This is a genomic window from Buchnera aphidicola (Lipaphis pseudobrassicae) (assembly GCF_005081185.1).
Classification (GTDB): domain Bacteria; phylum Pseudomonadota; class Gammaproteobacteria; order Enterobacterales; family Enterobacteriaceae; genus Buchnera; species Buchnera aphidicola_AD.
In genome coordinates, this window is the sequence record NZ_CP034870.1 from 327,673 (window position 1) to 353,694 (window position 26,022).

Consider the following 26,022-nt stretch of genomic DNA (forward strand, 5'->3'; position numbering starts at 1 on the left):
CTTTAAAAGTTATAGGAATATTTGAAGATAATGGTATTTTAAATTCAAATATGGGATATGTACCATTTGAATTTTTTAAAAAATTTCTTATTAAAGAAAATATTATCGATAAAATTGAATTGCATATGTCTGATCCATTTAATGCAAATAAAATTATAATAAATGCAGCAAAAAAACTTAATACACCTCTATTATTATACACTTGGATTAATGATTATAAGTATATATATCATGAAATTAATATGATAAAAGCAATTATATACCTATCTTTATTATTTCTGATAATTATTTCGTGTTTTAGCATTACATCTATCTCTTTAATGACTATTTCTAAAAAAACAAAAGATATCGCTATACTACGTAGTATAGGAGCGAATGATTTCCTTATTCAAAAAATTTTTTTATACTATGGTATGAGGTCTATTATTATTTCTACTATAATGGGTTTATCTTTAGGTATAATAACAATCTTGAATTTTAAAAAAATCATATTTTGTTTAAATACATGCTTTAAAGATAATATATTATTAGATAATATTTATTATAAAAATTTTTTTTTGTTAGAATTAAAATTACTAGATGTTTTAATTATATTTATTGGTACATTAATAATAGGTATGATAACAAACTGGTATCCAGCGTATTATGCTTCACATCTTAATCCTAGTGAGACATTAAAAGAATATTAAAACAATAATTCTTAAAAAATAAATATTTATATAATAAAATGGTGAAAAAATGACTATTAAAGTTGGTATTAATGGATTTGGTCGTATTGGACGTGTAATATTTCGACTTGCTCAAAAACATGAAAATATCGAAATTGTAGCTATTAACGATTTATTAAGTCCTGATTATATAGCTTATATGTTGAAATATGATTCTACTCATGGACCTTTTAAAAAAATTATTGAAGTTAATAAAGAAAGTATCATAATCAATGGAAAAAAAATTCGCATTACTTCAATAAAAGATCCTGAAAAACTGAACTGGAGTGATTTATCAATTGATGTAGTTATCGAATCAACTGGACTTTTTTTAACTAAAAATACAGCTTATAAGCATATTTTAGCAGGAGCAAAAAAAGTAGTTATTACAGGTCCTTCAAAAGATGATATACCAATGTTTGTAAGAGGAGCCAATTTTGATAAATATAAAGGAGAAGATATTGTATCAAATGCATCTTGTACTACCAATTGTTTAGCACCTTTATCAAAAGTCATAGATAATACACTAGGAATTATTGAAGGTTTAATGACAACAGTACATGCAAGCACAGCTACCCAAAAAGTTGTTGATGGAGCTTCTTCTAAAGATTGGAGAGGAGGAAGAAGTGTATTACAAAATATTATCCCATCTTCTACTGGAGCAGCTATTGCCGTAGGAAAAGTTTTACCGAATTTAAATGGTAAATTAACAGGTATAGCATTTCGAGTTCCTGTTTCAAATATATCTGTTGTAGATTTAACAGTGCGTTATAAAAAATCAGCTACATATAGTGAAATATGTGAAATAATTAAAGAATCTTCTCAAAAAGAAATGCAAGGAATTATAGGATATACCGAAGAAGAAGTTGTTTCTACAGATTTTAATGGATCAGAATTAACTTCTATATTTGATGCAAAAGCAGGTTTATCTTTAAATAAAAATTTTGTTAAATTAATTTCATGGTATGATAATGAAACGGGTTATTCTAGTAAGGTACTTGACTTAGTTTGTTTAGTATCTAAAACATAATTTTTTAAAATTTTTAACGAAATTAAAAAATAGTGTATTTTTTTATATTGCTAATCATTTTTATATTTTATTATATCAAAATAATAGTCATATTTTTTTTTATCTAAAATATATAAGCAGTATTAAGTTATAATACTTAATACTGCTTTTAACAGTAAAAATTTAAATATTTTAAATTAATATAAATTTTTTATTGTCTACACATTCGGACAAGACAAGGTGAAAAAAGTGTATTAGTACGCCATGGATTAATATCAATTCCACCTCTTCGTGTATATCTAGCATATACAGTAAGCTCGTGAGGTTTGCAATTATTTTCAATATCATTGAAAATTCTTTCAACACATTCTTCATGAAATTCATTATGATTACGAAAAGAAATTAAATAAGCAAGTAATGCAGAATGATCAATTTCTTGTCCAACATATATTATTTGTATTGATGCCCAATCAGGTTGTTGAGTTATTGGACAATTTGATTTAAACAAATTACTATATAAAGACTCTTTTAAAATTTTTTTAGAAGAATTAATAAGTAGAAATGGATTATACTGATAAGATGTAATCTCAATATTTTGATCATCTATACAACAACCATAAAATTCTGATATATTCTCATTTTTAATTTGATTTAAATTAAATAATTTTATAGACACTACTCCACATACACATTTAGTTAGATCAAATTGTATGGTTTCAAGCAGCTGTATATGATTGTTAAATTTAGTTTGATGAAAACTATTAATATATATTTTTAAACTTTTAGATTCGATGATATTCGCACTAGTTATGTTAATTTCTATTTTAGCGACAGCAACTTGAGGTATACCATTTTTATTCAACCAAGATAATTCATATAATGTCCAAATATCTTTTCCCATAAAAGGAAGATTAGAATTATCTAATTTTAGATTATCACGGTGTTTTTTTCGAGGTATGCTTTTTAATAAACTAAAATGATTTATTTTTAAACTCATATTTTTTCTTTTTATTAAATTTTTAAAAATAAAACTATTGTTTTATTTTAACATATTGTAATTAGATAAAATTTGTTGATTTTTTTAAAAAAATTTTATGTTATTTTTATCTTTTTTTCAAATTGAGGCATAATTTTTTTTAACCATGTTACAACTCGTTCATTAGTTTTTTCTCCTTGTCTATCTTCGTCTAAAATCAATCCCATAAAATACTCTTGATTTAGTAAAGCTTTAGAATTTTCAAAATTATATTCTTTTGTTGACCATTTTCCAATGATATGAGCATTATTTTTTTTAACAATTTTATATATTATACCTACTGCATCACAAAAATATTCACCATAATCTTCTTGGTCACCACATCCAAATAATGCTATAGTTTTATTTGATAAATCAATTTTTTTTAAAGTAGGTAGAAAATCATCCCAATCACATTGAACCTCACCATAATACCAAGTAGGAACTCCTAATATTAAATATTTAAAATCTTGAATATCTTTTTTAGTAGCATTGCTAATATCATGTAATATAGAAATATTTTCACCTATATATTTTTGAATTAATTTTGCTATTTTCTCTGTATTTCCAGTATCACTTCCAAAAAAAATACCTATTTTTTCCATTTTTAACACCTATAATAAAATAAATTTATTGAAAATTGACATTATATTAATTTATATACTTTATTAAATCATCATTTGTTATTAAAAGTATTTTTTTTGTAAAGTAAAAGATATAAAAATCATTATTAATGTATATTATTCAAAATAATATCAAGTATACTTCTTATATAGATATTTTATTGTTTTAATTCTAAAATATTGATATATTTTAAAAATAAAAGTTTTTCTATAGTTAAATTTTATTTAATAAAAATATTTTTAATTTCTTTTTTTATATGTGTTATATTGATTAAATTTTTTAATTCTGCTTTCTATCAAAAATATAAATACATATTTAGAGAAATTTAAAAAATATTGATAACTATATTAAATATTTTTATATATTTATAATACAAATATATTTTTCATAAAATATTGTTATAATTTAAAATATTAAGACTATGCAAAAAAATTTAATTTGGTTTCGTAATGATCTTAGACTACACGATAATATGGCTTTACATGAAGCATGTAAATTTAATACAGATCAAGTTATAGCTTTATTTATTTCTACACCTAAACAATGGTTTCATTATTGTATCTCTGAAAAAAAAATATCTTTCATATATCATCATATAATTTCTTTAAAACAAGAATTGTTGAATTTAAATATTATTTTGCATCATCATGAATCTACTGATTTTTCAACTTCAATACAATATTTAATATATTTTTGTGAGAAACATAAAATTAATAATTTATTTTATAATTATCAATATGAAATAGATGAACGTAATCGAGACTATTTGACAAAAAAAATATTATCTGAAAAAGGTATATCTGTAAAAGGTTTTCATAGTAATATTTTAGTTCCTCATCAATACATCAAAAATGAAAAAAACGAAACATTTAAAGTATATTCTTTTTTTAAAAAAAAAATAATAAATAATTTATATAAAAGTATACCGAAATGTATTCCTATACCATTGAAAAGAATACCTAATAAAAATTGCTTTTCAAATGATTTTTCTTTTAAAGACTTAACTTGCAACTTTAATAAAAATATTTTTCCAATTGGCGAAAACGAAGCTATTAATAAATTAAAAAAATTTTTATCTAATAAAATTGAAAACTATTTATTAAAAAGAAATTTTCCTTTTTTAAATAGTACTAGTATGTTATCTCCATATTTATCTTTAGGAATAATATCATCTCGATATTGTCTTATGATGCTTTTAAAAAGAAAAAGAGATCTTCCTTTAGATATTATTTTTAATTGTTCTTGGTTTAATCAAATATTATGGCGTGAGTTTTATTATCATTTATTAATTGGTTTTCCAAATCTTAGCAAACATGAATCGTTAGTAAAATGGGAAAAAAATATTAATTGGAGTAGTAATAAAAAACACTTTCAGAATTGGAAAGAAGGAAATACAGGATATCCTATAGTAGATGCTGGAATGCGACAATTAAATAAATTAGGTTGGATGCATAATCGATTAAGAATGATTACATCAAGTTTTTTAGTAAAAAATCTTTTAATAAATTGGAGAAAGGGAGAAAAATATTTTATATCTCATTTAATTGACGGGGATTTAGCATTAAATAATGGAGGGTGGCAGTGGTCAGCATCTACTGGATGTGATGCTGTTCCTTATATACGAATTTTTAATCCATATAATCAATCAAAAAATTTTGATCCATCTGGAGATTTTATAAGAAAATTTATTCCAGAATTAAAAATGGTACCAAATAATTATATTCATCAACCATATGAATGGTCTAAAAAAAATAAATACAAGTTAAATTATCCCGATCCGATTATAAACTATAATGATAGTAGAAAAGAATCGCTTATTATGTTTAATAAAGCACGATTATATCTAAAAAAATAGGTTTTAAAAAATTATGAATAATTTTTTTTTAGAAAGTATTCTTAACAAGAAATTACTTTCTCATCAATATAATGATATCGTTCCTAATGGATTACAAATTCAAGGATCAAAAATTGTAAAAAAAATTATTACAGGAGTTACTGCATGTCAAAAACTATTAGATGAATCATTATCTCGTAATGCTGATACTATAATAGTACATCATGGTTATTTTTGGAAAAATGAATCGCGATATATACATAATATGCAAAGAAAAAGATTAAAAACAATACTGTCAAATAACATTAACTTATATAGTTGGCATTTACCTTTAGATATTCATCCTCAATTAGGAAATAATGCACAAATTGCTAAAAAATTAAATATTAATATTCAAGGTACTATTTTACCTCACGTATTTTGGGGGGTTTTAGAAAAAGTAACTGCTTTTGAATTTGCTAAAAAAATAGAAAAAATATATAAAAAATCTCCTATACATTTACATGAAAATACTTCACGTTATATTCATCGTATTGCTTGGTGTAGTGGTAAAGGACAAGGATTTATTAAACAAGCATACAATTTTGGAGTAGATACTTTTTTAACCGGAGAAATTTCAGAAGAAACCATTCATATTTCTAGAGAATTAGGGATTAATTTTTTTGCCTTGGGGCATCATGAAACAGAAAAAGATGGTATTCGTTCTCTAGGAGAATGGTTAAATAAAAAATATAATTTAGATGTTACTTTTGTTGATATTTATAATCCGGCATAGTTTTAAAAACTTAAAAGTTTTAAAACATTTCATATTAAGAAAATCATGAACAAAAAAAAATTGAAATATTGGTTAAATTCGTCTTGGTTATCTGGAGCTAATCAAAATTATATAGAAAATCTATACCAAAAATTTTTAACTGATCCTCAATCTGTTGATATTATTTGGTATAATGCTTTTGTAAAAATTTTTCAAGATCAATATTATTTAAATGAAAACAATGAAAAAGAAAATTTAAGTTTACTTATTAACAAGGCATATCAAATAATTCATTCATTTCGTTTACAAGGTTATAAACATTCTATAATTGATCCTCTTCAACTAAAAATTAAAAAAACAGTTCAAGATTTAAAACTTGAATTTTATAATTTTACAAAAAAAGAATTAACAAAAAATATAGAAATAAATTTTAATAATATTTCTTGTTTTAAAACCAATATTTTAAATTTATATGAAATATTATTAAAAAAATATTCAAACTCTATTGGTTTTGAATATATGTACATAGATAACTTACTTGAAAAGCAATCAATCACTAATTATATTGAATCTTTTTTTAAAGAAGATATTTTTAATACAAGAGAAAAAATAGATTTTTTAAAAAAAATTACTTATGCCGAATCTTTAGAAAAATATCTTGGAAAAAAGTTTCCTGGTTCTAAAAGATTTTCTTTAGAAGGAGCTGAAACGTTAATTCCAATGCTTCATGAAGTAATTAAGTATTCAAAAAAACATAATATATCTAAAATATTTTTAGGAATGGCTCATAGAGGTCGATTAAATGTACTAGTAAATGTGTTAAATAAAAATCCCAAAGTTTTATTTGATGAATTTTCTAATCTCAATGTTTTTAAACAAAACAGTGGAGATGTTAAATATCATATGGGAGGAATTGCAGAAATAAAACACGAAAAAAAAATTATGCTAAAAATGGCATGTAATCCATCTCATTTAGAAATTATCAATCCAGTCATTACAGGAATGGCTAGAGCGTCAATTGATCAATTAAAAAATTACAGTCAAATATTACCTATTAATATTCATGGAGATGCCGCTGTAATTGGTCAAGGTGTAGTTCAAGAAACATTAAATATGTCTCAGACAGATGGATACAGCGTAGGAGGGACAGTTCATATAGTTATTAATAATCAAATTGGATTTACTGCTTCTAATCCTAGACATCTTCGTTCAAGTGAACATTGTACTGACATTGCCAAGATGATCCAGGCTCCAATATTTCATGTAAATGCAGATGATGTAGAAGCTTCTATTTTTACTATTCAACTAGCTCTTGATTTTAGATCGAAATTTAAAAAAGATGTATTTATAGATTTAGTTTGTTATAGACGTCATGGACATAACGAAGTTGATGAACCTTCTGTTACACAACCTGTTATGTATAAAAAAATAAAAAACCATCCTACAGTAAGAGAAATATATTCTAATCTATTAATTTCAAAAGGAATAGTCACAACTCAAGAAAAAAAAGAAATTATTGATCAATACTATGATAAATTAAATACAGGAGAAAATATATTTTCAGAAAAAACACAAATAAATTTTAAATATGAAAAAAGTGATTTTACATTTAAAAAAGAAAAAAATAGAAATATTATTACAAATATTACAAACCTTAAAAAATTATCTTTTTTAATTAATAAAATTCCTGATTCTATTAATATACATGATAGAGTTAAAAAAATTTATAAAGAAAGATTGGAAATGTCTAAAGAATTGAAATTATTCGATTGGAGTGCAGCGGAAACTTTAGCATATGCTACTATTCTTAACGAAGGTATTTCTTGTCGTATTTCTGGAGAAGATGTAAGCAGAGGTACGTTTTTTCATCGTCATGCTATTATTCATGATCAAAATGATGGTTCCGTTTACATTCCACTCAATTGTTTCAAAAAAAAACAAGGATATTTTCATATTTGGGATTCTGTTTTATCAGAAGAAGCTGTATTGGCCTTTGAATATGGATATTCTTTATTTCCATCGAAAACACTGACTATTTGGGAAGCTCAATTTGGTGATTTTGTTAATGGTGCACAAATAGTTATTGATCAATTTATAGCTTCTGGAGAACAAAAATGGAATCAAAGATGTAATTTAACTCTTTTTTTACCACATGGTTATGAGGGACAAGGACCTGAACATTCATCTGCTAGAATCGAAAGATTTTTACAACTTTGCGCAAATAAAAACATAAGAATATGTATTCCTAGTGTATCTTCGCAGATATTTCATCTTTTAAGACAACAAGTATTTAATAATATTTATAAACCATTAATTGTATTTACACCAAAATCACTTTTAAGAAACACAGTAGCTAGCTGTTCTCTAAATGCTTTAGCTAATGAACAGTTTAAAAAAATTATAGATGAAGTAGATGACACTATAAAAAAAGCGATACGTCTTATTTTTTGTTCTGGTAAAATTTATTACGATTTGTTGGAACAACGTAGTAAAAATAATATAAAAAATATTGCTTTAATCCGAATTGAACAATTATACCCATTTCCTAAAAATGAAATTTTAAATATACTAAAAAATTATTTTGACATAAAAGATTTTATCTGGTGTCAAGAAGAACCCTATAATCAAGGTGCATGGCTATATATAAAAAATTGTTTACGTGAACTGCTTCCATTGAATTCTTCACTGAAATATATTGGTCGTTTAGCTTCGTCTTCACCTGCAGTTGGTCATATCTCTATTCATATAAAACAACAAGAAAAAATACTTTATGATGCATTAAATATCAATTAAAAAACAGGATAAATAATGAAGAAAATAAATGTTCTTGTTCCAGATTTACCAGAATCAGTTAATGATGCAACAATTGTAAAATGGCATAAAAAAATAGGAGATGTAGTTAATTCTGATGATAACATAGTAGATATTGAAACAGATAAAGTAATGTTAGAAATATCATCACCTTGTAATGGAAAATTAAATTTAATTTTAGAAGAAGAAGGAAAAATAGTAAAATCTAAACAAATTATTGGCGAGATAAAACAATACGATTTTGTTAAAAATGAAACATCTAACAATCTTGTTATAGAAACAAAAAATAGTTTGTTAGAAGCAAAAAAAATGACTTCTAAAAACGAAATATCAGAAATTTTTTTTAAAGAAAGAAAAAAATATTTTACACCGTCTATAAGACGATTGATAAGAATCAATAAAAAAAATAATATTTCTTCTGAATATATTAAGAATGAAACTAAACCAAATAAATTAAACAATATAGAAGAAATTCAAAAAAAATGTGATCAAATAATATTACAGAAACAAAATGTAAATGAAGAAGAAAATAATCTATTTGAAAAACGAGTAAAAATAAGTCGATTACGACAAAAAATTGCTGAAAGATTATTATATAGTAAAAATAATACAGCAATGTTAACAACATTCAATGAAGTAAATATGAAACCAATAATACTTTTACGTAAAAAATATGGCGAAATTTTTGAAAAAAAATATGGTATTCGAATTGGTTTTATGTCTTTTTTTGTAAAAGCAGTAGTTGAAGCATTAAAACAATTTCCAGAAATAAATGCATCAATAGATGGAAAAGATATCATTTATTATAAACATTGTAATATTAGTATAGCTATAGCTACGCCAAGAGGATTAATAACACCAGTATTAAGAAATGCAGAAATTATGACAATACCAGAAATAGAAAAAAAAATAAAAGAATTTTCTATAAAAGGATGCCAAAATAAAATTAAAATAAGCGAATTAACAGGAGGTAATTTTACAATTACTAACGGTGGTGTTTTCGGTTCACTAATGTCTACACCTATTATTAATCCTCCGCAAACAGCTATATTAGGAATGCATAAAATTCAAGATAGGACTATGGTAGTTAATGGAAAAATTAAAATTCTGCCAATGATGTATTTAGCTTTATCTTATGATCATTGTTTAATAGATGGAAAAGAATCAGTAGGTTTTTTAATGACTGTAAAAAATATAATAGAAGATGTTAATCGTATTTTAATCAACATATAGATAATTTTATTTGTACTTTAAAAGTACAGTGAAATTATCACTAAAAAACTGTACTTTTATTATCAATAAAAAAAATAAGATGTTTATCTTTTTAGATAATTTTTTGTAAAAAAATGATATAATCTACAATATTTCAATTTTTATTAGATCATAATTACATTAGCATAACAATATTATTTTTATGATAATTCATATTAAATTTTAAAAATACTTATTTTTAACATAATCATCTCAGAGAAAAATAATGACAATTAATAAAATAGTATTATTGAGACATGGTCAAAGTGAATGGAATGAACTAAATAAATTTACTGGATGGCATGATGCAAAATTAAGTAAAAAAGGAAAAAATGAAGCTAAGAATGCTGCTTTATTACTAAAAAAAAAGAAATTTTCTTTTGATTATGCTTATACATCTGTATTAAAAAGAGCAATACATACCTTAGGATATATTTTAGATAAATTAGATCAAAATTGGTTGCCAGTAAAAAAATCGTGGCGCTTAAATGAAAGACATTATGGAGCATTAGAAGGATTAAATAAAAATGAAGTTATCGAAAAATATGGAGAAAAAAAAGTTATGTTATGGAGAAGAAGTTTTAATATTACTCCTCCTATAATTAATATACAAGATTTACGTTTTCCAGGAAATGATATACGATATTCTAATTTAAATATAAAAAAAATACCATTAGGTGAAAGTTTAGAAACAACTGCAAAAAGAGTAATTCCTTATTGGGAAAAAACTATTTATCCTGAGTTAAAAAAAAATAAAAAAATACTTATTGTTGCTCATGGAAATTCTTTACGAGCATTAATACAATATTTGTATAAAATAGATAATAACAAGATATTAAGTTTAGATATTCCAACTGCAACACCTATTATTTTTGATTTTGACGAGAATCATATTCCTATAAACTGGTACTATTTAACATAAAATTTACTAAAAATATATTTTGAAATTCTAGCAACTTCCATTCCAACAGATATATTTAAAATTAGGTCTATATCATACAATATAAATATATTTTTTCAATGTTTTCACGTCTTACAAAATATTTATTAAAAGTAAAATTAACTTTAATAATTCATATATAAATCATTTTTTACAGAAGTTGAAAAAAGAGGTTCTAATGGTTAAAAGAATTGGAGTCTTGACTAGTGGTGGAGATGCTCCAGGTATGAATGCTGCAATTAGAGGAGTTGTAAGAACAGCACTTAGTAAAAAATTAGAAGTTTTTGGAATTTATGATGGTTACTTAGGTTTATATGAAAACCGTATGATAAATCTAGATAGATATAGTGTATCTGATATGATTAATAAAGGTGGAACATTTCTAGGTTCAGCCAGATTTTCTAATTTTTATCAAAAAGAAGTACGTACTATTGCAATTAAAAATCTTAAAAATAGAAATATAGATGGTCTTGTTGTTATTGGTGGAGATGGATCTTATATAGGAGCAATGAAATTAACAGAAATGGGTATTCCATGTATTGGAATTCCAGGAACTATAGATAATGATGTTGCAGGTACTGATTATACAATAGGTTATTTTACAGCTTTACAAACAGTTGTAGAAGCTATTGATCGATTAAGAGATACTTCGTCTTCTCATCAACGTATTTCTATTGTAGAAGTAATGGGTCGATATTGTGGTGATTTAACATTAGCGGCAGCTATTGCTGGAGGCTGCGAATTTATTGTACTTCCAGAAATTTGCTATACACAAGAAGAACTACTTATTGAAATAAAAGCTGGTATTAAAAAGGGGAAAAAACATGCCATTGTGGCAATAACGGAATATATTTGCGATGTAGAACAATTAGCTAGATATATTGAAAAGCAAACTAATCGAGAAACTAGAGCAACAATTCTAGGACATATCCAAAGAGGAGGCGCACCAGTTGCATATGATCGTATTTTAGCATCAAGAATGGGGGCATATGCAGTTGAATTATTAGAAAATGGACATTTTGGTAAATGTGTTGGAGTGCAAAATGAAAAAATGATATTTAATGATATAACAGATGCACTAAAAAATATGAAACGTATTTTTAAGAAAGATTGGTTAGTTACTGCTAAAAAATTATACTAACGTAAAATTAGTGCCGGTGTTTCCGGCGCTCTAACTTTTTAATATTATCTATTTTTTTAGATAAGATTTTACAGGTCTTTTAAAATGAATTGTTACAAGAAAAAAACTATCATAAAACAATGCATTGTTGAATTTTTTGGAACAGGTTTAATAATATTTTTTGGAACAGGTTGTCTAGCAGCTTCAAAATTAACTAATATTAACTTTGATCAATTTGAAATCAGTTGTATTTGGGGATTAGGGGTATCTATATCAATTTATTTTAGTTCTGCAATATCTGGAGCACACTTAAATCCTGCCATTACTATTTTTTTTTGGTTATCTTCTAGATTTAATAAAAAAAAAGTAATTCCATATATTATATCTCAAATTTTAGGTGCTTTTTTTTTTACGATGTTAATATATTGCCTTTATTATAATTTATTAATTTCGTTTGAAAAAAAGAATAATATCATAAGAGGTACTCAAGCAAGTATTAATTTAGCTTCTATTTTTTGCACTTATCCTAACTATAATAATAGTTTTATTCAAAATTTTATAACAGAAATATTTACGACAGCTCTTTTTATGATAATTTTATTACAGTTTAATCAAAAGAAAAATAATTATTTTTTTAAATGTAATTCTATAACTCCCATGCTTATAGGAATACTAGTATTTATGATTAATATTACTATGAGTCCTTTGAATAATATTAGTTTAAATCCAGCTCGAGATTTGGGTCCTAAAATTTTCTTAAGTATTACTGGATGGGGAGTTTTTTCTTTTACTGGAGGTAATAACTGTTTGCATTTTTTAATTCCTACTGTCGGTCCAATTTTAGGCATAAATTTAGGTGGTTGGATATATACGATATTGATTGATAATTATTCTTTGAATAAAAAATAATTTTTACTAATTAATCAATATTCAATGAAGTATCTATGATTTTTAAAAAATTTTTAGCATTTAAAGAAGCACTTCCAATTAGTAAACCATCTATATCTGGTTGGTTAACGAAATCTTTTGCATTTGAAGAATTAACAGAACCACCATATTGAATTATGATATTTTTACTCATTATATCATGTTTTTGAATATAACATTTTATAAATTTATGTATTGTTTGCACATATTCTGGGTCAGAAGCTATACCTGTTCCAATTGCCCAAATAGGCTCATATGCAATCACTGTATTTCTAAATGCTGATGGACCTGAAATTCTAAATATAGAATTCAATTGTTCTTCAATAACTTTTTTTGTTTGTCCATTCTTTTTTTCTACTTCAGTTTCTCCTATACATAAAATTGGTATTGTATTATGATTTTTAATTAAATCAAACTTTTTTGCTATATAATCATTTTTTTCATTATGAAACAAACGTCTTTCAGAATGTCCAATAATGATATATCTTATACCTATATCTTTTAACATTAAAATAGAAATTTCACCAGTAAATGCTCCCTTTAAGTTAATATCTACATTTTGCGCTGCAAGAAAAATGTTCAAATGTCTTAAATCTTCGTACATTCTTTCTAAATATATAGCAGGAGGTGAAATTATAATAATATTGTTTTTAAATTCGTTTAGTAAATTATTTTTTAAATAATTTAAATAATTAGAAACCATCTCAATACTTCCATTTAATTTCCAATTTGCTACAATTATTTTTGTTTTCATTTTTATAACCTTTGATTTTATTTTAACTAATAGAAACTAAGTTTTTTATAAAAATGTATATAAACTTAGTTTCTAAAAGTATTAAAATACATTATTTATATATATTCGCTTTGTTACGTAATTTTTTACCTGGCTTAAAATAAGGTATATATTTTTCATTTAATTTTACTATTTTCCCAGTTTTAGGGTTTCTACCTAAACGAGAACAACGATAATGTAAAGAAAAAGTACCAAAACCTCTAATTTCAATTCTTTTTCCTTGTGCTAAAGATATTGTCATATGTTCTAATATTTCTTTTATGGCACGTCTTATAATCTTATTTGAAATATAAATTTTTTTTTTAGAAATTCTTTCAAATAATTCTGACTTCGTCATAAATCCTCGATATTTGTAGATCTAAAAATGCTGAGTATATTAAAAATAATATTTTTTATTATATTAGAATAATTACTCTGTATTTTTAGCTGCCTTGAAAGCTTCTTTCATTACATTAGAAAATGCATCATCATTTGTTTTTTTATTTACTATATTAATTGATTCTTTTTTTTCGTTTTCATTTACAATATGCATTGTAAGATAAATAATTTTAATTTTACGATCAAAACTATGTAATTTAACTAAAATTTCATCATTAATTTTGAATTTATTTATAATTTCTTTAGGTTCTAGAAAAGCAATATCAGAAAATTTTACAATTCCTTCTATATTTTCTGATAACTTTACTATTATACTTTTTTTGTCAAAAGATTTAATTATTCCAGTAATAATTGAACCTTTTTTATAGTTAGAAATATATACGTTGAAGGGATCTTCTTCTAATTGTTTAATCCCTAAAGATATCCGTTCTCTTTCAGCATCTACTTGAAGAACAACAGCGGAAATTTCATCGCCTTTTTTGTATTTTTTAACTTCTTCTTCACCAGAATTGTTCCAAGAAATATCAGATAAATGTACCAGTCCATCAATACCACCATTTAAACCAATAAAAATACCGAAATCTGTAATAGATTTAATTCTACCGATAACATGAACACCTTTTTTATGAGTTTCAGAGAATTCTTTCCATGGATTTACTTTACATTGTTTTAAACCTAGAGAAATACGTCTACGCTCTTCATCAATATCTAAAACCATTACTTCAACTATATCGTTGACCGATACTACTTTAGATGGATGAATATTTTTGTTAGTCCAGTCCATTTCAGAAACATGAACTAAACCTTCCACACCTTCTTGTATTTCTACAAAGCATCCATAATCGGTTAAATTTGTTACGCGTCCACTTAATTTCGTTCCCTCTGGATAACGTTGAGAAATTTCTATCCAAGGATCTTTTCCTAATTGTTTTAGTCCTAGTGATACACGCGTTCTTTCTCTGTCAAACTTTAAAATTTTTACATCAATTTCATCACCAATGTTGACTATTTCACTGGGATGTTTTACTCTTTTCCATGCCATATCAGTAATATGTAAAAGACCATCTACACCACCTAAATCTACAAATGCTCCATAATCTGTTAAATTTTTCACGATTCCTTTAATATGTATTCCTTCTTGTAAGTTTTCTAAAAGTTGGTCTCTTTCAGCACTATTTTCCGATTCAATAACTGCTCGACGGGAAACAACAACATTATTACGTTTTTGATCTAATTTAATTACTTTAAATTCTAGCTCTTTTCCTTCTAAGTGAATTGTTTCTCGAACTGGACGAACATCTACTAATGAACCCGGTAAAAATGCACGTATGTCATTTAGTTCAACAGTAAATCCACCTTTTACTTTACCATTAATAATACCAGTTACTGTTTCTGATTTATCATGAGCTTGTTCTAATACTAACCACGCTTCATGACGTTTTGCTTTTTCACGAGATAATAATGTTTCACCAAATCCATCTTCAATAGCATCTAAGGCTACATCAATTTTGTCACCTACATTAATGTCTAGTAAACCTTGAGAATTTTTGAATTGTTCAATGGGAATTGCAGATTCAGATTTCAGTCCTGCATCTACTAGGACAATATCTTTTTCTATAGAAATGATAGTACCGCGAATAATCGAACCGGGACGAGTTTTAATTTCTTTTAGTGATTCTTCAAATAATTGAGCAAAAGATTCATTCATAATTGATAATTTTTAGAAATTTTTATTTAATGTTCACTTTAACATCATGTTAAAATGAGCTCGTTTTATATATCTTATAACAATCCTTATCAAAGAGTGTAATATCCAAATTAATTTTTATTATATTTTTATATGTTTAACAATGTATTGCATAAAGATTGTAACAACTTGTGATAGATTCATATAAGTAGAATTTAATATTATAGCATTTTTTGGTATGCATAAAGGAGAAATTAAACGATTTTGATCTTGTTTATCACGATTATTCATTTTAATAAATAACTTTTTAAAATTTATGCAATTACCATTTTTATTTAATTCTAATAATCTTCTATTCACACGTATATTTAAACTAGCATCTAAAAAAAACTTGAGTTTTGCATCAGGAAATACTATTGTTCCCATATCACGTCCTTCTGCTACAAGACCTGGAAACAAACGAAACGATCTCTGCTTTGTTAACAAAATTTCTCTAATTTTAGGGTACAATGCTAATTTAGAAGCTATTTTACTAATTTTTTCGCATTTTATTAATTTGTTGTTCAATTTTATTTTATTGTTTAATAAAACATCTAAATCTTTAATAATAGGAATTATTTTCTGTTCAAAAATAGATATTTTTTTATTTAAAACTAAATATGCTAGTAATCGATAAATTTTACCAGATTCTAAAAGTGACCATTTTAATTTATTTGCTATTATGTTAGCTATAGTACTTTTACCAACACCACTAGGACCATCAATAGTAATTACAGGAATTGTATTTTTCATTATTCTGTATTTTTTAACACTTTTATTGGTTTTTCTTAAAAAATTAATAAAATCTACTGATAGATAAAAAATCTTCAAAATAAGATGGAAAAGTTTTTGAAGTACAACTAGGATTCATTATATTTACACTTGTTCCCGATAAACATATTAATGAAAAACACATAGCCATACGATGATCATTATAAGTATCAATATCAGAATATTTAAAAGCAATAGGAGGAGTAATTGATAGAAAATCTTTTCCTTCTTCAACTATCGCTCCAATCTTTCTTAGCTCTATAGTCATTGCAGATAAACGATCAGTTTCCTTTACTCTCCAATTATATATATTTCTAATAATAGTAGTACCAGTGGAAAAAAGAGCCACTATTGCAATAGTCATTGCAGCATCAGGAATATGATTCATATCTAAATCAATAGCGTTTAATTTATTACGAGTGCAAATAATAAAATCATTACCCCATTCGATAATTGCTCCCATTTTTTGAAGAATATTTGCAAATTCTATATCACCTTGAATACTATTTTTTCCAATACCTATAACTTTCACAGAACCACCTTTAATTGCAGAGGCTGCTAAAAAGTACGATGCTGATGAAGCATCTCCTTCAATAGTATAATTTCCTGGTGTTTTATATTGTTGTTGACCTTTTATATAAAATATTTTATAAGAATCATGTTTAATATTCACTGCGAAAGATTTAATTAATTTAAGTGTAATGTCTACATAAGGTTTAGAAACTAATGTTCCTTTTATAAAAATAGTAGTATCTTTTGAAGCAAGTGGGGAACTAATTAATAATGATGTTAAAAATTGACTAGAAATATTTCCATTTAACATAATTTCACCTCCCATAAATCCACCTTTAATACGTATTGGAGGATATCCTTGATTATTTTTATATTCTATATAAGCTCCTCCTTGCTCTAAAGCTTCAACAAGATGTTGTATTGGTCTTTCCTGCATTCTTTTATCTCCACTTAATACAATATCATTTTTATATAAAGATAAAGCGGCTAAAAGTGGTCGCATAGCAGTTCCTGCGTTTCCTAAAAACAATGTAATAGGTTTTGATAGTTTAAAAGGTTGACCAATACCTTCAATACAACATTTTTTTTTATTATCAGATAAATAATAATTAATTCCTAGTGTTTTTAATGCATCTAACATATATTGAGTATCATGACTGCTGAGTAAATTACTTAAATAAGTAGTTCCTTTAGCCATTGATGCAAGTAATAAAACTCTATTAGAAATACTTTTTGAACCTGGTAAAGTAATAGTTCCATTAATATAAGATATTGGTTTTAAATAAAAAGAATCTTGCATAATAAATATACACTCTATATAAATTAAAATAAAAATACAAAAAATATTATTTTTTTAAGTTAAAACAAAAAATTTACGCATATTGATTTTCAAAATATGACATAAATTCAACTAATGATATAACACCTTCTAATGGCATAGAATTATAAATAGATGCACGCATTCCACCTTTTATACGATGTCCTCTTAAAGCAGTTAAACCGATTTTAGAAGATTCTTTTAAAAAACACTCATTTAATTTCGGTTCTGCTAAATGAAATATAACATTCATTTGAGATCTATTCTTATCGTCTATATTGTTAATATAAAAATCACTAGAATTAATTTTTTTATATAATAAGTCTGATTTTTTTTTATTTATTTTTTCTATTTTTTTTAAACCTCCTAGTTTTTTTAACCACTTAAAAACTAATCCTGATAAATACCAAGCAAAGGTAGGTGGAGTATTAAACATGGAATTATGTTCTGATATGACTTTATAATCTAAAATAGATGGTGATTTTCTAGAAGAATTATTTATTAATTTTTCTTTAATAATTACTATTGTTATACCTGCAGGTCCAATGTTTTTTTGGGCACCTGCATAAATTAAATCATAATTTTTAACATTAATTGGACGAGATAGAATATAAGATGAAAAATCTCCAATTATAATTTTATTATTAAAAATAGGTTCTTCATAAATAGATAATCCATCCATTGTTTCATTAGGACAATAATGAATATATGATGAATTTTTGTTAATTCTCCATTGAGACATTGGTAAAAGAGAAATTTTTTCATTTATGTTTTGTTTAATAAGTATAGAATTAGGGATACAATATTTCTTAGCTTCAATAAAAGCGCAATTCGACCAATAGCCACTATTAATATAATCTACTTTCTGTGTAGTATCTAATAAATTCATTGGAACGGCAGAAAATTGTCCCCTAGCTCCACCTTGACAAAATAAAACTTTATAATCATCAGGTATATTTAATAATTCTCTTAAATCTTGTTCGGCTTCTGAAGCAACTGCCATAAATTCTTTACTACGATGACTTATTTCCATAACAGAAGAACCTAACTTTTTCCAATTTGTAAGTTCTTTTTTAGCTGTACAAAGAACATCTTTCGGGATCATAGACGGGCCAGCACTAAAATTATAGACTCTATTATTCATTATTTCACCAATCATGTTTATGAGTTTTATTATGTAAAATTAATTGATAAACTCTAATCCTCTCATATATTTTTTTTGGAGAACTTTAGGAATTTCTACACGACCATCAGATTGTTGATAATTTTCCAATATAGCAGCTAAAGTTCTTCCTATAGCCAAACCAGAACCATTTAATGTATGTACAAAAAATTTTTTATTTTCGGATTTTTTACGATAACGAATCTTCATACGACGTGCTTGAAAATCAGTCATGTTAGAACAAGAAGAAATTTCTATATATTTTTTCTGAGACGGAAACCATACTTCTAAATCATAAGTTTTAGCAGAAGAAAAACCCATATCTCCAGTACACAAAAGCATTTTTCTATATGGTAATTTTAATAATCGCAAAACTTTTTCAGCATGATTAGTTAGGTTTTCCAATATTTCTATAGATTTTTCTGGTTGAACAATTTGTACTAATTCTACTTTATCAAATTGATGTAATCTAATTAATCCCTTTACATCACGTCCATAAGAAGATGATTCTGATCGAAAGCAAGGCGTATGTGCTACTAACATAATAGGTAATTCTTTTTCATCGATAATTTTATTATATAACAAATTAGTTAATGGAACTTCTCCTGTAGGAATTAATATATAACTATTTTTATCTATAGAATTTATATGAAATAAATCATCACTAAATTTAGGAAGTTGACCTGTTCCGTATAAAGCTTTAGGATGAACTAAATAAGGTACATAAGTTTCTGTATAACCGTGTTTTAAAGTATGTAAATCTAACATAAATTGACTTAACGCACGATGTAAAAGCGCTATATTACCTTTCATTATAATAAATCTTGAACCTGACATTGTAGCTGAAGATTTCCAATCTAGTTCATTAAACTTTTTTCCTATTTCTATATGATCTTTAATTTTAAAATTATATTTTCTTTTTTGACCCCAACATTTTATTTCTTTATTATCTATTGATGTCTTTCCTATTGGAACATCATCGAAAGGAATATTTGGTATACGTATAGAAAAATTGTGAATTTTTTCTTTCAAAAAGTTAAGTTCATTTTTTAAAACATTTAAATTTTTATTTAATTGTAAAATTTTATTTTTTAGTATTTCACTTCTTTTTTCAATATTTTTTTGATCTCTAAAAATATTTGACAAAATATTATGTTCATGTTGCAACTTTTCAGTTTGAATTTGTAATTTTTTACGTTTATCTTCCATTGAAGATATTTTACAAACATTTAGTTTATAATTTTTTTTTGATAATTTTTGAGCTGTCAAAATTAATTCATTTCGTAATAAATAAGGATTTAACATAATATAGTTTTTTATTTTAATTGAAGATGAATATTATTCTACAACAAAAATATGTAAAATTTTTGATTTAACAACAAATCTTACTTTTAAAGTAAATTTAATAAAATCTTTTATAAATTGTAATTTTTATAAAATTATTCAAAATATTATATATTTTGATAATTTAGTATAAAAAAACTTATTGTAAAAAAATATATTTTATGACTAATACAATTTTATATAAAATTATTTCATTTAAAAGAATAATTAATCTTTTAGAAAACCATAAAATTGATTTAAAAAATATAAAATATTTTTAAAGGATATTAAATATGAAGAATATCATACACACAAAATTAATAATATTAGGTTCTGGTCCAGCAGGTTATAGTGCTGCTATATATGCAGCAAGAGCAAATTTGAACCCTATTTTAATTACAGGAATAAACAAAGGAGGTCAATTAATGAATACTAATGAAATTGAAAACTGGCCTGGAGATATTAATATTATTACTGGAGCAGAATTAATGGAACGCATGTATCAACATGCCATTAAATATGATACAAAAATTATATGTGATCATATAAATTCAGTAAATTTCGAAAAAAAACCATTTTATTTATTAGGAGATTGCAATGAATATTCTGCAGATTCAGTTATTATTGCAACTGGAGCTAATCCTCGTTATCTAGGATTAGAATCAGAAGAAATTTTTAAAGGTAAAGGTGTTTCAACATGTGCAGTATGTGATGGTTTTTTCTATAAAAATAAGGAAGTTGCAGTCGTAGGGGGTGGGAATACCGCAATAGAAGAAACATTATATTTATCAAACTTTGTTGAAAAAGTTCACTTAATTCATCGTAGAACTCATTTTAGTGCTGAAAATATTCTAATTAGTAGATTACAAGAAAAAATAAAAATTAATAAAGTAATACTTTATTTAAATTCTACTGTAGAAAATATTATAGGAAACACTTCTGGAGTCACAAATATAATAATTATGCAACAAAATTTAAAAAAAGAAAAAAAAGAATTAAATATTATGGTTTCTGGTTTATTTATTGCAATTGGATACGTTCCTAATACCAAGATATTTATTGATAAATTACAAATGGAAAATGGCTATATTAAAGTATTGTCTGGAAGACATGGTAATTATACTCAAACTAGTATTCCTGGTATTTTTGCGGCAGGAGATGTTATTGATCACGTATATAAACAAGCAATTACATCATCTGCTAGCGGTTGTATGGCAGCATTAGATAGCCAACGTTATCTTAATCAATCTTGATATTACATGACTAAATAATAAACTATTTTAGTTAACAAATTTAAAACATACTAGTCAAAATGACTAGTATCTGGTATTATTAAATAATAAAATATTATATATCATTTAAAAAAATTTATTAAATATTGAGAAAAAGATGACTAAAGAAGAAAATATTGAAATGCAAGGAATAGTAATAGAAACTTTACCAAATACTATGTTTCGTGTTGAATTAGAAAATAAACATGTCATTACTGCACATATTTCAGGAAAAATGAGAAAAAATTATATTAGAATATTAACAGGAGACAAAGTTACTATAGAATTAACACCGTATGATTTAACTAAGGGAAGAATTATTTTTAGAAGTCGCTAATTAAAATTTATTTTCTAAATTTTATAAAACTCAGAACTAGTTTAATGTTTTTAACATACATCATCAATTTTTTATAAAAAATAACATTCATCTCTTAAAACTTTTCTTACAAAAATCAAATCTATGAAAAAATAATCAATTATAAAAAATTAATTTTTCTCGTTTTTATCAATAAAAAATAAAAAATTTTAAAGAGAATTTATGCGTACTGAATATTGTGGAAAAATTAGAATAATTCATTTAAAAAAAATAGTAACATTATGCGGTTGGGTACATAAAATACGAAATTTTGGTAAATTCATTTTTGTTGATATGCGAGATTGCACTGGTATTATTCAAGTGGTGTTTGAGTCAAAAAATAGTTCAGTTTTTAAAAAAGCTATAACTATAAGAAATGAATTTTGTATTCAAGTTCGTGGAATAGTGAAAAAAAGAGAAGAAAAGAATAAAAACTTTAGAATTAATACTGGAGAAATAGAAATATTATCAAATACTTTAATAATTTTAAATACTTCAAAATCATTACCATTAGATTATATTAATCAAAACAATAATGATGATTCAAGATTAAAATACAGATACTTAGACTTACGTCGATTTAATATTTTAAAAAATCTTAAAATAAGGAATAAAATAAATTATTTAACAAGAACTTTTATGACTAAAAAAAATTTTTTAGATATTGAAACTCCGATTCTTACAAAATCTACACCAGAAGGTGCTAGAGATTATTTAGTTCCAAGTCGGAATCATCATGGAAAATTCTATGCATTACCTCAATCTCCTCAATTATTTAAACAATTATTAATGATTTCAGGTATTGATAAATATTATCAAATAGTAAAATGTTTTCGCGATGAAGATTTACGTGCAGATAGACAACCTGAATTTACACAAATTGATATTGAAATGGCTTTTGTAAATGCTAATCAAGTTCGTAATTTAGCAGAAAAACTTGTAAAAAATATTTGGTTTAATATAACAAATATTAAATTACATACATTTCCAAAAATATCTTTCGCTAAATCAATGAAAAAATATGGAACAGATAAACCAGATTTACGTAATCCAATAGAAATTATTGATGTCTCTAGTATTTTAAAAAATAAAAAATTTATGTTGTTTTTTAATTTAAGTTCTACACAAAATAATAGAATAGCATTATTGTGTATTCCTGGAGGTTCACACTTAAGTCGAAAATCTATTGATGTTTATACTCAATTTGTCAAAAAATATCATGTAAACAAACTATTTTATATTAAAATTAAAGAGTTTAATAAACGTCGAGAATATCATAGTTCGATAAAAAATATTTTAAATGAAAAAATATTAGATAAAATTGCAAAAAAAAGTAATGCTAAAAATGGAGATATATTATTATTAATAGCGGATCAAGAGCATATTGTAAATAAATCGCTAGGTATGTTGCGATTAAAAATAGGTGAAGATTTTAATATTACAAAAAAAAATGAATGGAAACCTGTTTGGATTATAGACTTTCCTATGTTTAGTAAAGATAAAAATGGAAAATTTTCTTCTCTTCATCATCCATTTACTGCTATTAAAAATAACTATAAAAACAAGTTAGAACATCCATTTGATACTGCTATTTCAGATAGCTATGATCTTGTCATGAATGGTTATGAAATTGGTGGAGGTTCAGTACGTATTCATGATGCAAAAACACAAAAAAAAATATTTGATATAATTGGGATGAAAAAATCAATTCAAAATAACAAATTTTCTTTTTTAATACAAGCGTTACAATATGGCGCACCTCCACATGCAGGGATAGCATTAGGATTGGACAGAATAGTCATGCTTTTAACCAATAGCAAAAATATTAGAGATGTTATTGCTTTCCCAAAGACAACATCAGCAACTTGTTTAATGACAAATTCTCCTAGCAAATCAAATGATTCAATACTACAAGAATTAGGTATAAAAGTTGTAAAAAAAGTATAACTATATACTATTTCTAGTATTTTTATATTTTCTTTTTGAAATATAAGTTTTTTATATTACTTAATAAAAAAAGAAAAGAAGAGCATAATACTATAGATGGACTAGGTGGTGTATTATAAACAATAGAAAACAATATTCCTCCTGTTACGGAAAAAATACCAATCACTATAGCAATAACAACCATTTTTTCTGGAGATTGAGAAAAATATTGTGCAGTAGCAGGTGGAATAATTAACAAAGAAGTGATTAACAACGAACCTACAAATTTAATACCCATAGAAATAGTTAAAGCAGTCATTAGCATTATAGTTAGACGCACATAAAATATATTTATTCCATCAACTTGAGCTAGTTCTTTATTTATAGTTGCCAATAAAATAGCATTCCAACGACAAACTAAAACACTAATAATTATTATGCTACATATTAACATGATTATTAAATCAGATTTAGTCACAGTGAATAAATCACCAAACAAATAATTTGAAATATCTATTGTTTGGTAATCAGTAGACATTAAACTTATGAAAATAATCCCTAAAGATAATGAAGTATGTGATACAACACTTAAGATAGTTTCTAATGAAAATGGTAGTATTTCTTTTAATAAAGATAAAAAAATTGCAAGTAAACTTATAAAACAAAAAATTATATAAAAAGAACTAATATTAAAAAAAACAGATATAGCTAAACCAAGAAAAGAAGAATGTGATAAAGTATCACCAAAAGAAGACATTCGACGCCACACTATAAATGAACCTAATGGACCAGTTGTTAATACTAATATAATACCTGCCAACCATGCTGGAAAAATTAGTTCAAACATAATAATCACTCTTTTTTTATTTTTAATTAAATATTATTTTTAAAAATGATGAATATGATTATGATCATGATGATAAACAGCAAAATCTTTGATATGATTTACACCAAAAATAGAAATAAACTCTAAATTTTTACAAACAGCTTCAGGTGTTCCAGAACAACAAATATGATTATTTAAACAAATTACGTCATCTGTTTTAGCCATAACAAAATTTAAATCATGAGAGACTATTACGATAGAACACTTTAATTGATATCGAATTTGATTAATTAATTCATATAAAGCAAATTGTCCCATAATATCAACTCCTTGTGTAGGTTCGTCTAAAACAAGTAAATCAGGAGTATTTAATAAAGCTTTAGCTAAAAGGACTCTTTGCATTTCCCCACCAGATAAAGTTTGTAACTGACGAGATTTTAAAGATTTTGCTTTTACACGTTTTAACATCTTCGATATTTTTATAGTACTATTTTTCGATGTAGACAATTTCATAAATCCTTCTACCGTAATAGGAAGAAAGGTATTAAAATGTAGTTTTTGAGGAACGTAACCCATAGATAAATTATTCGAACGAATAATTGTTCCTGAATTAGGTTTGATTAAACCTAAAATAATACGTACCAAAGTAGATTTTCCAGCTCCATTTGGACCGATTAGAGTAAGAATACGATTGGGAATTAAAGATAATGATATATTAGAAAGAACTACACGATTAGAGAAATTTACACAAATATTATTTAATTTAATAAATTCTAACATATTGTTACTATCTGTTTTTATAATATATCTTTGATATTATAAGACATATTTTTTAAGATGAAAATAAATATTATGCTAAAAAATAAAAAAATATTTAGAATATTAATAACAAGTATATTATACTTCATATCTATCTCAGCTAATGCATCTATAGTAACAACTATAAAACCATTAGGATTCATCGCATCAGCTATTGCAGATAAAATCACTTCTGTTGAAGTAATTATTCCAAATTCTTATATAATGAATAATTATTCTTTACGTCCATTAGATATTTTAAAAATCAAGCAGGCTGATTTTATAGTTTTAACTGATAATAAAGTAGAATCTTCTTTTTTAAAGAAAATAATACATAAGTTTAAAAAAAAAATATTATATTAACTTCAACA

At 24.8% G+C, this 26,022-nt stretch carries 24 protein-coding genes; 13 read left to right on the forward strand and 11 right to left on the reverse strand.

All coding sequences use genetic code 11. The annotated features are described in order from the left end of the window. Positions 1-50 precede the first annotated feature (50 nt). Together D9V70_RS03275 and gap are read left to right on the forward strand one after the other, a co-directional pair. A complete protein-coding gene (locus D9V70_RS03275; protein WP_253254791.1) occupies positions 51-689 on the forward strand; it encodes an FtsX-like permease family protein in 639 nt (212 codons plus the stop codon). Positions 690-738: 49 nt separating this feature from the next. Next, positions 739-1,737: a type I glyceraldehyde-3-phosphate dehydrogenase gene (gap, locus tag D9V70_RS01520; protein WP_158356000.1), complete on the forward strand. Its 999-nt coding sequence runs from the start codon at positions 739-741 to the stop codon at positions 1,735-1,737. 190 nt (positions 1,738-1,927) lie between these two features. Here gap and queF read toward each other — a convergent pair whose 3' ends face one another. Together queF and fldA are read right to left on the reverse strand one after the other, a co-directional pair. After that, the gene (gene queF, locus D9V70_RS01525; RefSeq protein WP_158356001.1) at positions 1,928-2,713 is read right to left on the reverse strand and encodes an NADPH-dependent 7-cyano-7-deazaguanine reductase QueF; all 786 of its coding nucleotides are present in this window, start codon (positions 2,711-2,713) and stop codon (positions 1,928-1,930) included. 95 nt (positions 2,714-2,808) lie between these two features. Beyond that, positions 2,809-3,336 carry a flavodoxin FldA gene (gene fldA / locus D9V70_RS01530; RefSeq protein WP_158356002.1) on the reverse strand — a complete coding sequence of 176 codons (528 nt, stop codon included), beginning with the start codon at positions 3,334-3,336 and terminating at the stop codon, positions 2,809-2,811. Positions 3,337-3,776: 440 nt separating this feature from the next. Between fldA and phrB the strand changes: the two genes are divergently transcribed. From phrB to D9V70_RS01565, 7 genes are all read left to right on the forward strand, one after another. After that, positions 3,777-5,210, forward strand: a complete 1,434-nt coding sequence (gene phrB, locus D9V70_RS01535; protein WP_158356003.1) for a deoxyribodipyrimidine photo-lyase — start codon at positions 3,777-3,779, stop codon at positions 5,208-5,210. Positions 5,211-5,223: 13 nt separating this feature from the next. Then, positions 5,224-5,964 (forward strand): Nif3-like dinuclear metal center hexameric protein, encoded by a 741-nt coding sequence (locus D9V70_RS01540; protein WP_158356004.1) that lies wholly within the window; start codon positions 5,224-5,226, stop codon positions 5,962-5,964. Positions 5,965-6,009: 45 nt separating this feature from the next. Then, a complete protein-coding gene (locus D9V70_RS01545; RefSeq protein ID WP_158356005.1) occupies positions 6,010-8,736 on the forward strand; it encodes a 2-oxoglutarate dehydrogenase E1 component in 2,727 nt (908 codons plus the stop codon). A gap of 15 nt (positions 8,737-8,751) precedes the next feature. Continuing rightward, positions 8,752-9,987 carry a dihydrolipoyllysine-residue succinyltransferase gene (sucB, locus tag D9V70_RS01550; RefSeq protein ID WP_158356006.1) on the forward strand — a complete coding sequence of 412 codons (1,236 nt, stop codon included), beginning with the start codon at positions 8,752-8,754 and terminating at the stop codon, positions 9,985-9,987. A gap of 244 nt (positions 9,988-10,231) precedes the next feature. After that, complete coding sequence (gpmA, locus tag D9V70_RS01555; RefSeq protein ID WP_158356007.1) at positions 10,232-10,927, forward strand: 2,3-diphosphoglycerate-dependent phosphoglycerate mutase; 696 nt, start codon at positions 10,232-10,234, stop codon at positions 10,925-10,927. Between the two features lie 196 nt (positions 10,928-11,123). Continuing rightward, positions 11,124-12,086: a 6-phosphofructokinase gene (gene pfkA, locus D9V70_RS01560; RefSeq protein WP_158356008.1), complete on the forward strand. Its 963-nt coding sequence runs from the start codon at positions 11,124-11,126 to the stop codon at positions 12,084-12,086. 84 nt (positions 12,087-12,170) lie between these two features. Then, complete coding sequence (locus D9V70_RS01565; protein WP_158356009.1) at positions 12,171-12,974, forward strand: MIP/aquaporin family protein; 804 nt, start codon at positions 12,171-12,173, stop codon at positions 12,972-12,974. A gap of 10 nt (positions 12,975-12,984) precedes the next feature. Here the strand turns inward: D9V70_RS01565 and tpiA are convergent, their stop codons facing one another. From tpiA to serS, 7 genes are all read right to left on the reverse strand, one after another. Then, the gene (gene tpiA / locus D9V70_RS01570; RefSeq protein ID WP_158356010.1) at positions 12,985-13,746 is read right to left on the reverse strand and encodes a triose-phosphate isomerase; all 762 of its coding nucleotides are present in this window, start codon (positions 13,744-13,746) and stop codon (positions 12,985-12,987) included. A gap of 91 nt (positions 13,747-13,837) precedes the next feature. Next, on the reverse strand, positions 13,838-14,122 hold the full coding sequence (gene ihfB, locus D9V70_RS01575) for an integration host factor subunit beta (protein ID WP_158356011.1): 285 nt from the start codon (positions 14,120-14,122) through the stop codon (positions 13,838-13,840). 72 nt (positions 14,123-14,194) lie between these two features. Further along, the gene (gene rpsA, locus D9V70_RS01580) at positions 14,195-15,871 is read right to left on the reverse strand and encodes a 30S ribosomal protein S1 (protein ID WP_158356012.1); all 1,677 of its coding nucleotides are present in this window, start codon (positions 15,869-15,871) and stop codon (positions 14,195-14,197) included. A gap of 120 nt (positions 15,872-15,991) precedes the next feature. Next, positions 15,992-16,642: a (d)CMP kinase gene (gene cmk, locus D9V70_RS01585; protein WP_158356013.1), complete on the reverse strand. Its 651-nt coding sequence runs from the start codon at positions 16,640-16,642 to the stop codon at positions 15,992-15,994. A gap of 43 nt (positions 16,643-16,685) precedes the next feature. After that, positions 16,686-17,972, reverse strand: coding sequence for a 3-phosphoshikimate 1-carboxyvinyltransferase (aroA, locus tag D9V70_RS01590; RefSeq protein ID WP_158356014.1), 1,287 nt, complete (start codon positions 17,970-17,972; stop codon positions 16,686-16,688). A 73-nt stretch (positions 17,973-18,045) separates the two neighbouring features. Beyond that, complete coding sequence (gene serC, locus D9V70_RS01595) at positions 18,046-19,134, reverse strand: 3-phosphoserine/phosphohydroxythreonine transaminase (protein WP_158356015.1); 1,089 nt, start codon at positions 19,132-19,134, stop codon at positions 18,046-18,048. Between the two features lie 39 nt (positions 19,135-19,173). Further along, on the reverse strand, positions 19,174-20,457 hold the full coding sequence (gene serS, locus D9V70_RS01600; protein WP_158356016.1) for a serine--tRNA ligase: 1,284 nt from the start codon (positions 20,455-20,457) through the stop codon (positions 19,174-19,176). 311 nt (positions 20,458-20,768) lie between these two features. Here serS and trxB point away from each other — a divergent pair, with 311 nt between their 5' ends. The 3 genes from trxB (at position 20,769) to aspS (ending at position 24,048) form a co-directional block, all read left to right on the forward strand. After that, positions 20,769-21,728, forward strand: coding sequence for a thioredoxin-disulfide reductase (gene trxB / locus D9V70_RS01605; RefSeq protein ID WP_158356017.1), 960 nt, complete (start codon positions 20,769-20,771; stop codon positions 21,726-21,728). A gap of 136 nt (positions 21,729-21,864) precedes the next feature. Then, entirely contained in the window at positions 21,865-22,083 is a 219-nt protein-coding gene (gene infA, locus D9V70_RS01610; RefSeq protein ID WP_158356018.1) for a translation initiation factor IF-1, read from the forward strand. Positions 22,084-22,284: 201 nt separating this feature from the next. Beyond that, positions 22,285-24,048, forward strand: coding sequence for an aspartate--tRNA ligase (gene aspS, locus D9V70_RS01615; RefSeq protein ID WP_158356019.1), 1,764 nt, complete (start codon positions 22,285-22,287; stop codon positions 24,046-24,048). Positions 24,049-24,070: 22 nt separating this feature from the next. On the opposite strand, the gene znuB is transcribed toward aspS, so the two are convergent. Beyond that, a complete protein-coding gene (gene znuB / locus D9V70_RS01620) occupies positions 24,071-24,874 on the reverse strand; it encodes a zinc ABC transporter permease subunit ZnuB (RefSeq protein ID WP_158356020.1) in 804 nt (267 codons plus the stop codon). Positions 24,875-24,913: 39 nt separating this feature from the next. Beyond that, on the reverse strand, positions 24,914-25,633 hold the full coding sequence (znuC, locus tag D9V70_RS01625; protein ID WP_158356021.1) for a zinc ABC transporter ATP-binding protein ZnuC: 720 nt from the start codon (positions 25,631-25,633) through the stop codon (positions 24,914-24,916). 72 nt (positions 25,634-25,705) lie between these two features. Between znuC and D9V70_RS01630 the strand changes: the two genes are divergently transcribed. Further along, positions 25,706-26,014 (forward strand): metal ABC transporter solute-binding protein, Zn/Mn family, encoded by a 309-nt coding sequence (locus D9V70_RS01630; protein ID WP_172599337.1) that lies wholly within the window; start codon positions 25,706-25,708, stop codon positions 26,012-26,014. Positions 26,015-26,022 lie beyond the last annotated feature (8 nt).

Coding starts and splice junctions, on each gene's coding strand:
- D9V70_RS03275 (WP_253254791.1), top strand. CDS start 51: ATGGGATATGTACCATTTGAATTTTTTAAAAAATTTCTTATTAAAGAA.
- gap (WP_158356000.1), top strand. CDS start 739: ATGACTATTAAAGTTGGTATTAATGGATTTGGTCGTATTGGACGTGTA.
- queF (WP_158356001.1), bottom strand. CDS start 2,713: ATGAGTTTAAAAATAAATCATTTTAGTTTATTAAAAAGCATACCTCGA.
- fldA (WP_158356002.1), bottom strand. CDS start 3,336: ATGGAAAAAATAGGTATTTTTTTTGGAAGTGATACTGGAAATACAGAG.
- phrB (WP_158356003.1), top strand. CDS start 3,777: ATGCAAAAAAATTTAATTTGGTTTCGTAATGATCTTAGACTACACGAT.
- D9V70_RS01540 (WP_158356004.1), top strand. CDS start 5,224: ATGAATAATTTTTTTTTAGAAAGTATTCTTAACAAGAAATTACTTTCT.
- D9V70_RS01545 (WP_158356005.1), top strand. CDS start 6,010: ATGAACAAAAAAAAATTGAAATATTGGTTAAATTCGTCTTGGTTATCT.
- sucB (WP_158356006.1), top strand. CDS start 8,752: ATGAAGAAAATAAATGTTCTTGTTCCAGATTTACCAGAATCAGTTAAT.
- gpmA (WP_158356007.1), top strand. CDS start 10,232: ATGACAATTAATAAAATAGTATTATTGAGACATGGTCAAAGTGAATGG.
- pfkA (WP_158356008.1), top strand. CDS start 11,124: ATGGTTAAAAGAATTGGAGTCTTGACTAGTGGTGGAGATGCTCCAGGT.
- D9V70_RS01565 (WP_158356009.1), top strand. CDS start 12,171: ATGAATTGTTACAAGAAAAAAACTATCATAAAACAATGCATTGTTGAA.
- tpiA (WP_158356010.1), bottom strand. CDS start 13,746: ATGAAAACAAAAATAATTGTAGCAAATTGGAAATTAAATGGAAGTATT.
- ihfB (WP_158356011.1), bottom strand. CDS start 14,122: ATGACGAAGTCAGAATTATTTGAAAGAATTTCTAAAAAAAAAATTTAT.
- rpsA (WP_158356012.1), bottom strand. CDS start 15,871: ATGAATGAATCTTTTGCTCAATTATTTGAAGAATCACTAAAAGAAATT.
- cmk (WP_158356013.1), bottom strand. CDS start 16,642: ATGAAAAATACAATTCCTGTAATTACTATTGATGGTCCTAGTGGTGTT.
- aroA (WP_158356014.1), bottom strand. CDS start 17,972: ATGCAAGATTCTTTTTATTTAAAACCAATATCTTATATTAATGGAACT.
- serC (WP_158356015.1), bottom strand. CDS start 19,134: ATGAATAATAGAGTCTATAATTTTAGTGCTGGCCCGTCTATGATCCCG.
- serS (WP_158356016.1), bottom strand. CDS start 20,457: ATGTTAAATCCTTATTTATTACGAAATGAATTAATTTTGACAGCTCAA.
- trxB (WP_158356017.1), top strand. CDS start 20,769: ATGAAGAATATCATACACACAAAATTAATAATATTAGGTTCTGGTCCA.
- infA (WP_158356018.1), top strand. CDS start 21,865: ATGACTAAAGAAGAAAATATTGAAATGCAAGGAATAGTAATAGAAACT.
- aspS (WP_158356019.1), top strand. CDS start 22,285: ATGCGTACTGAATATTGTGGAAAAATTAGAATAATTCATTTAAAAAAA.
- znuB (WP_158356020.1), bottom strand. CDS start 24,874: ATGTTTGAACTAATTTTTCCAGCATGGTTGGCAGGTATTATATTAGTA.
- znuC (WP_158356021.1), bottom strand. CDS start 25,633: ATGTTAGAATTTATTAAATTAAATAATATTTGTGTAAATTTCTCTAAT.
- D9V70_RS01630 (WP_172599337.1), top strand. CDS start 25,706: ATGCTAAAAAATAAAAAAATATTTAGAATATTAATAACAAGTATATTA.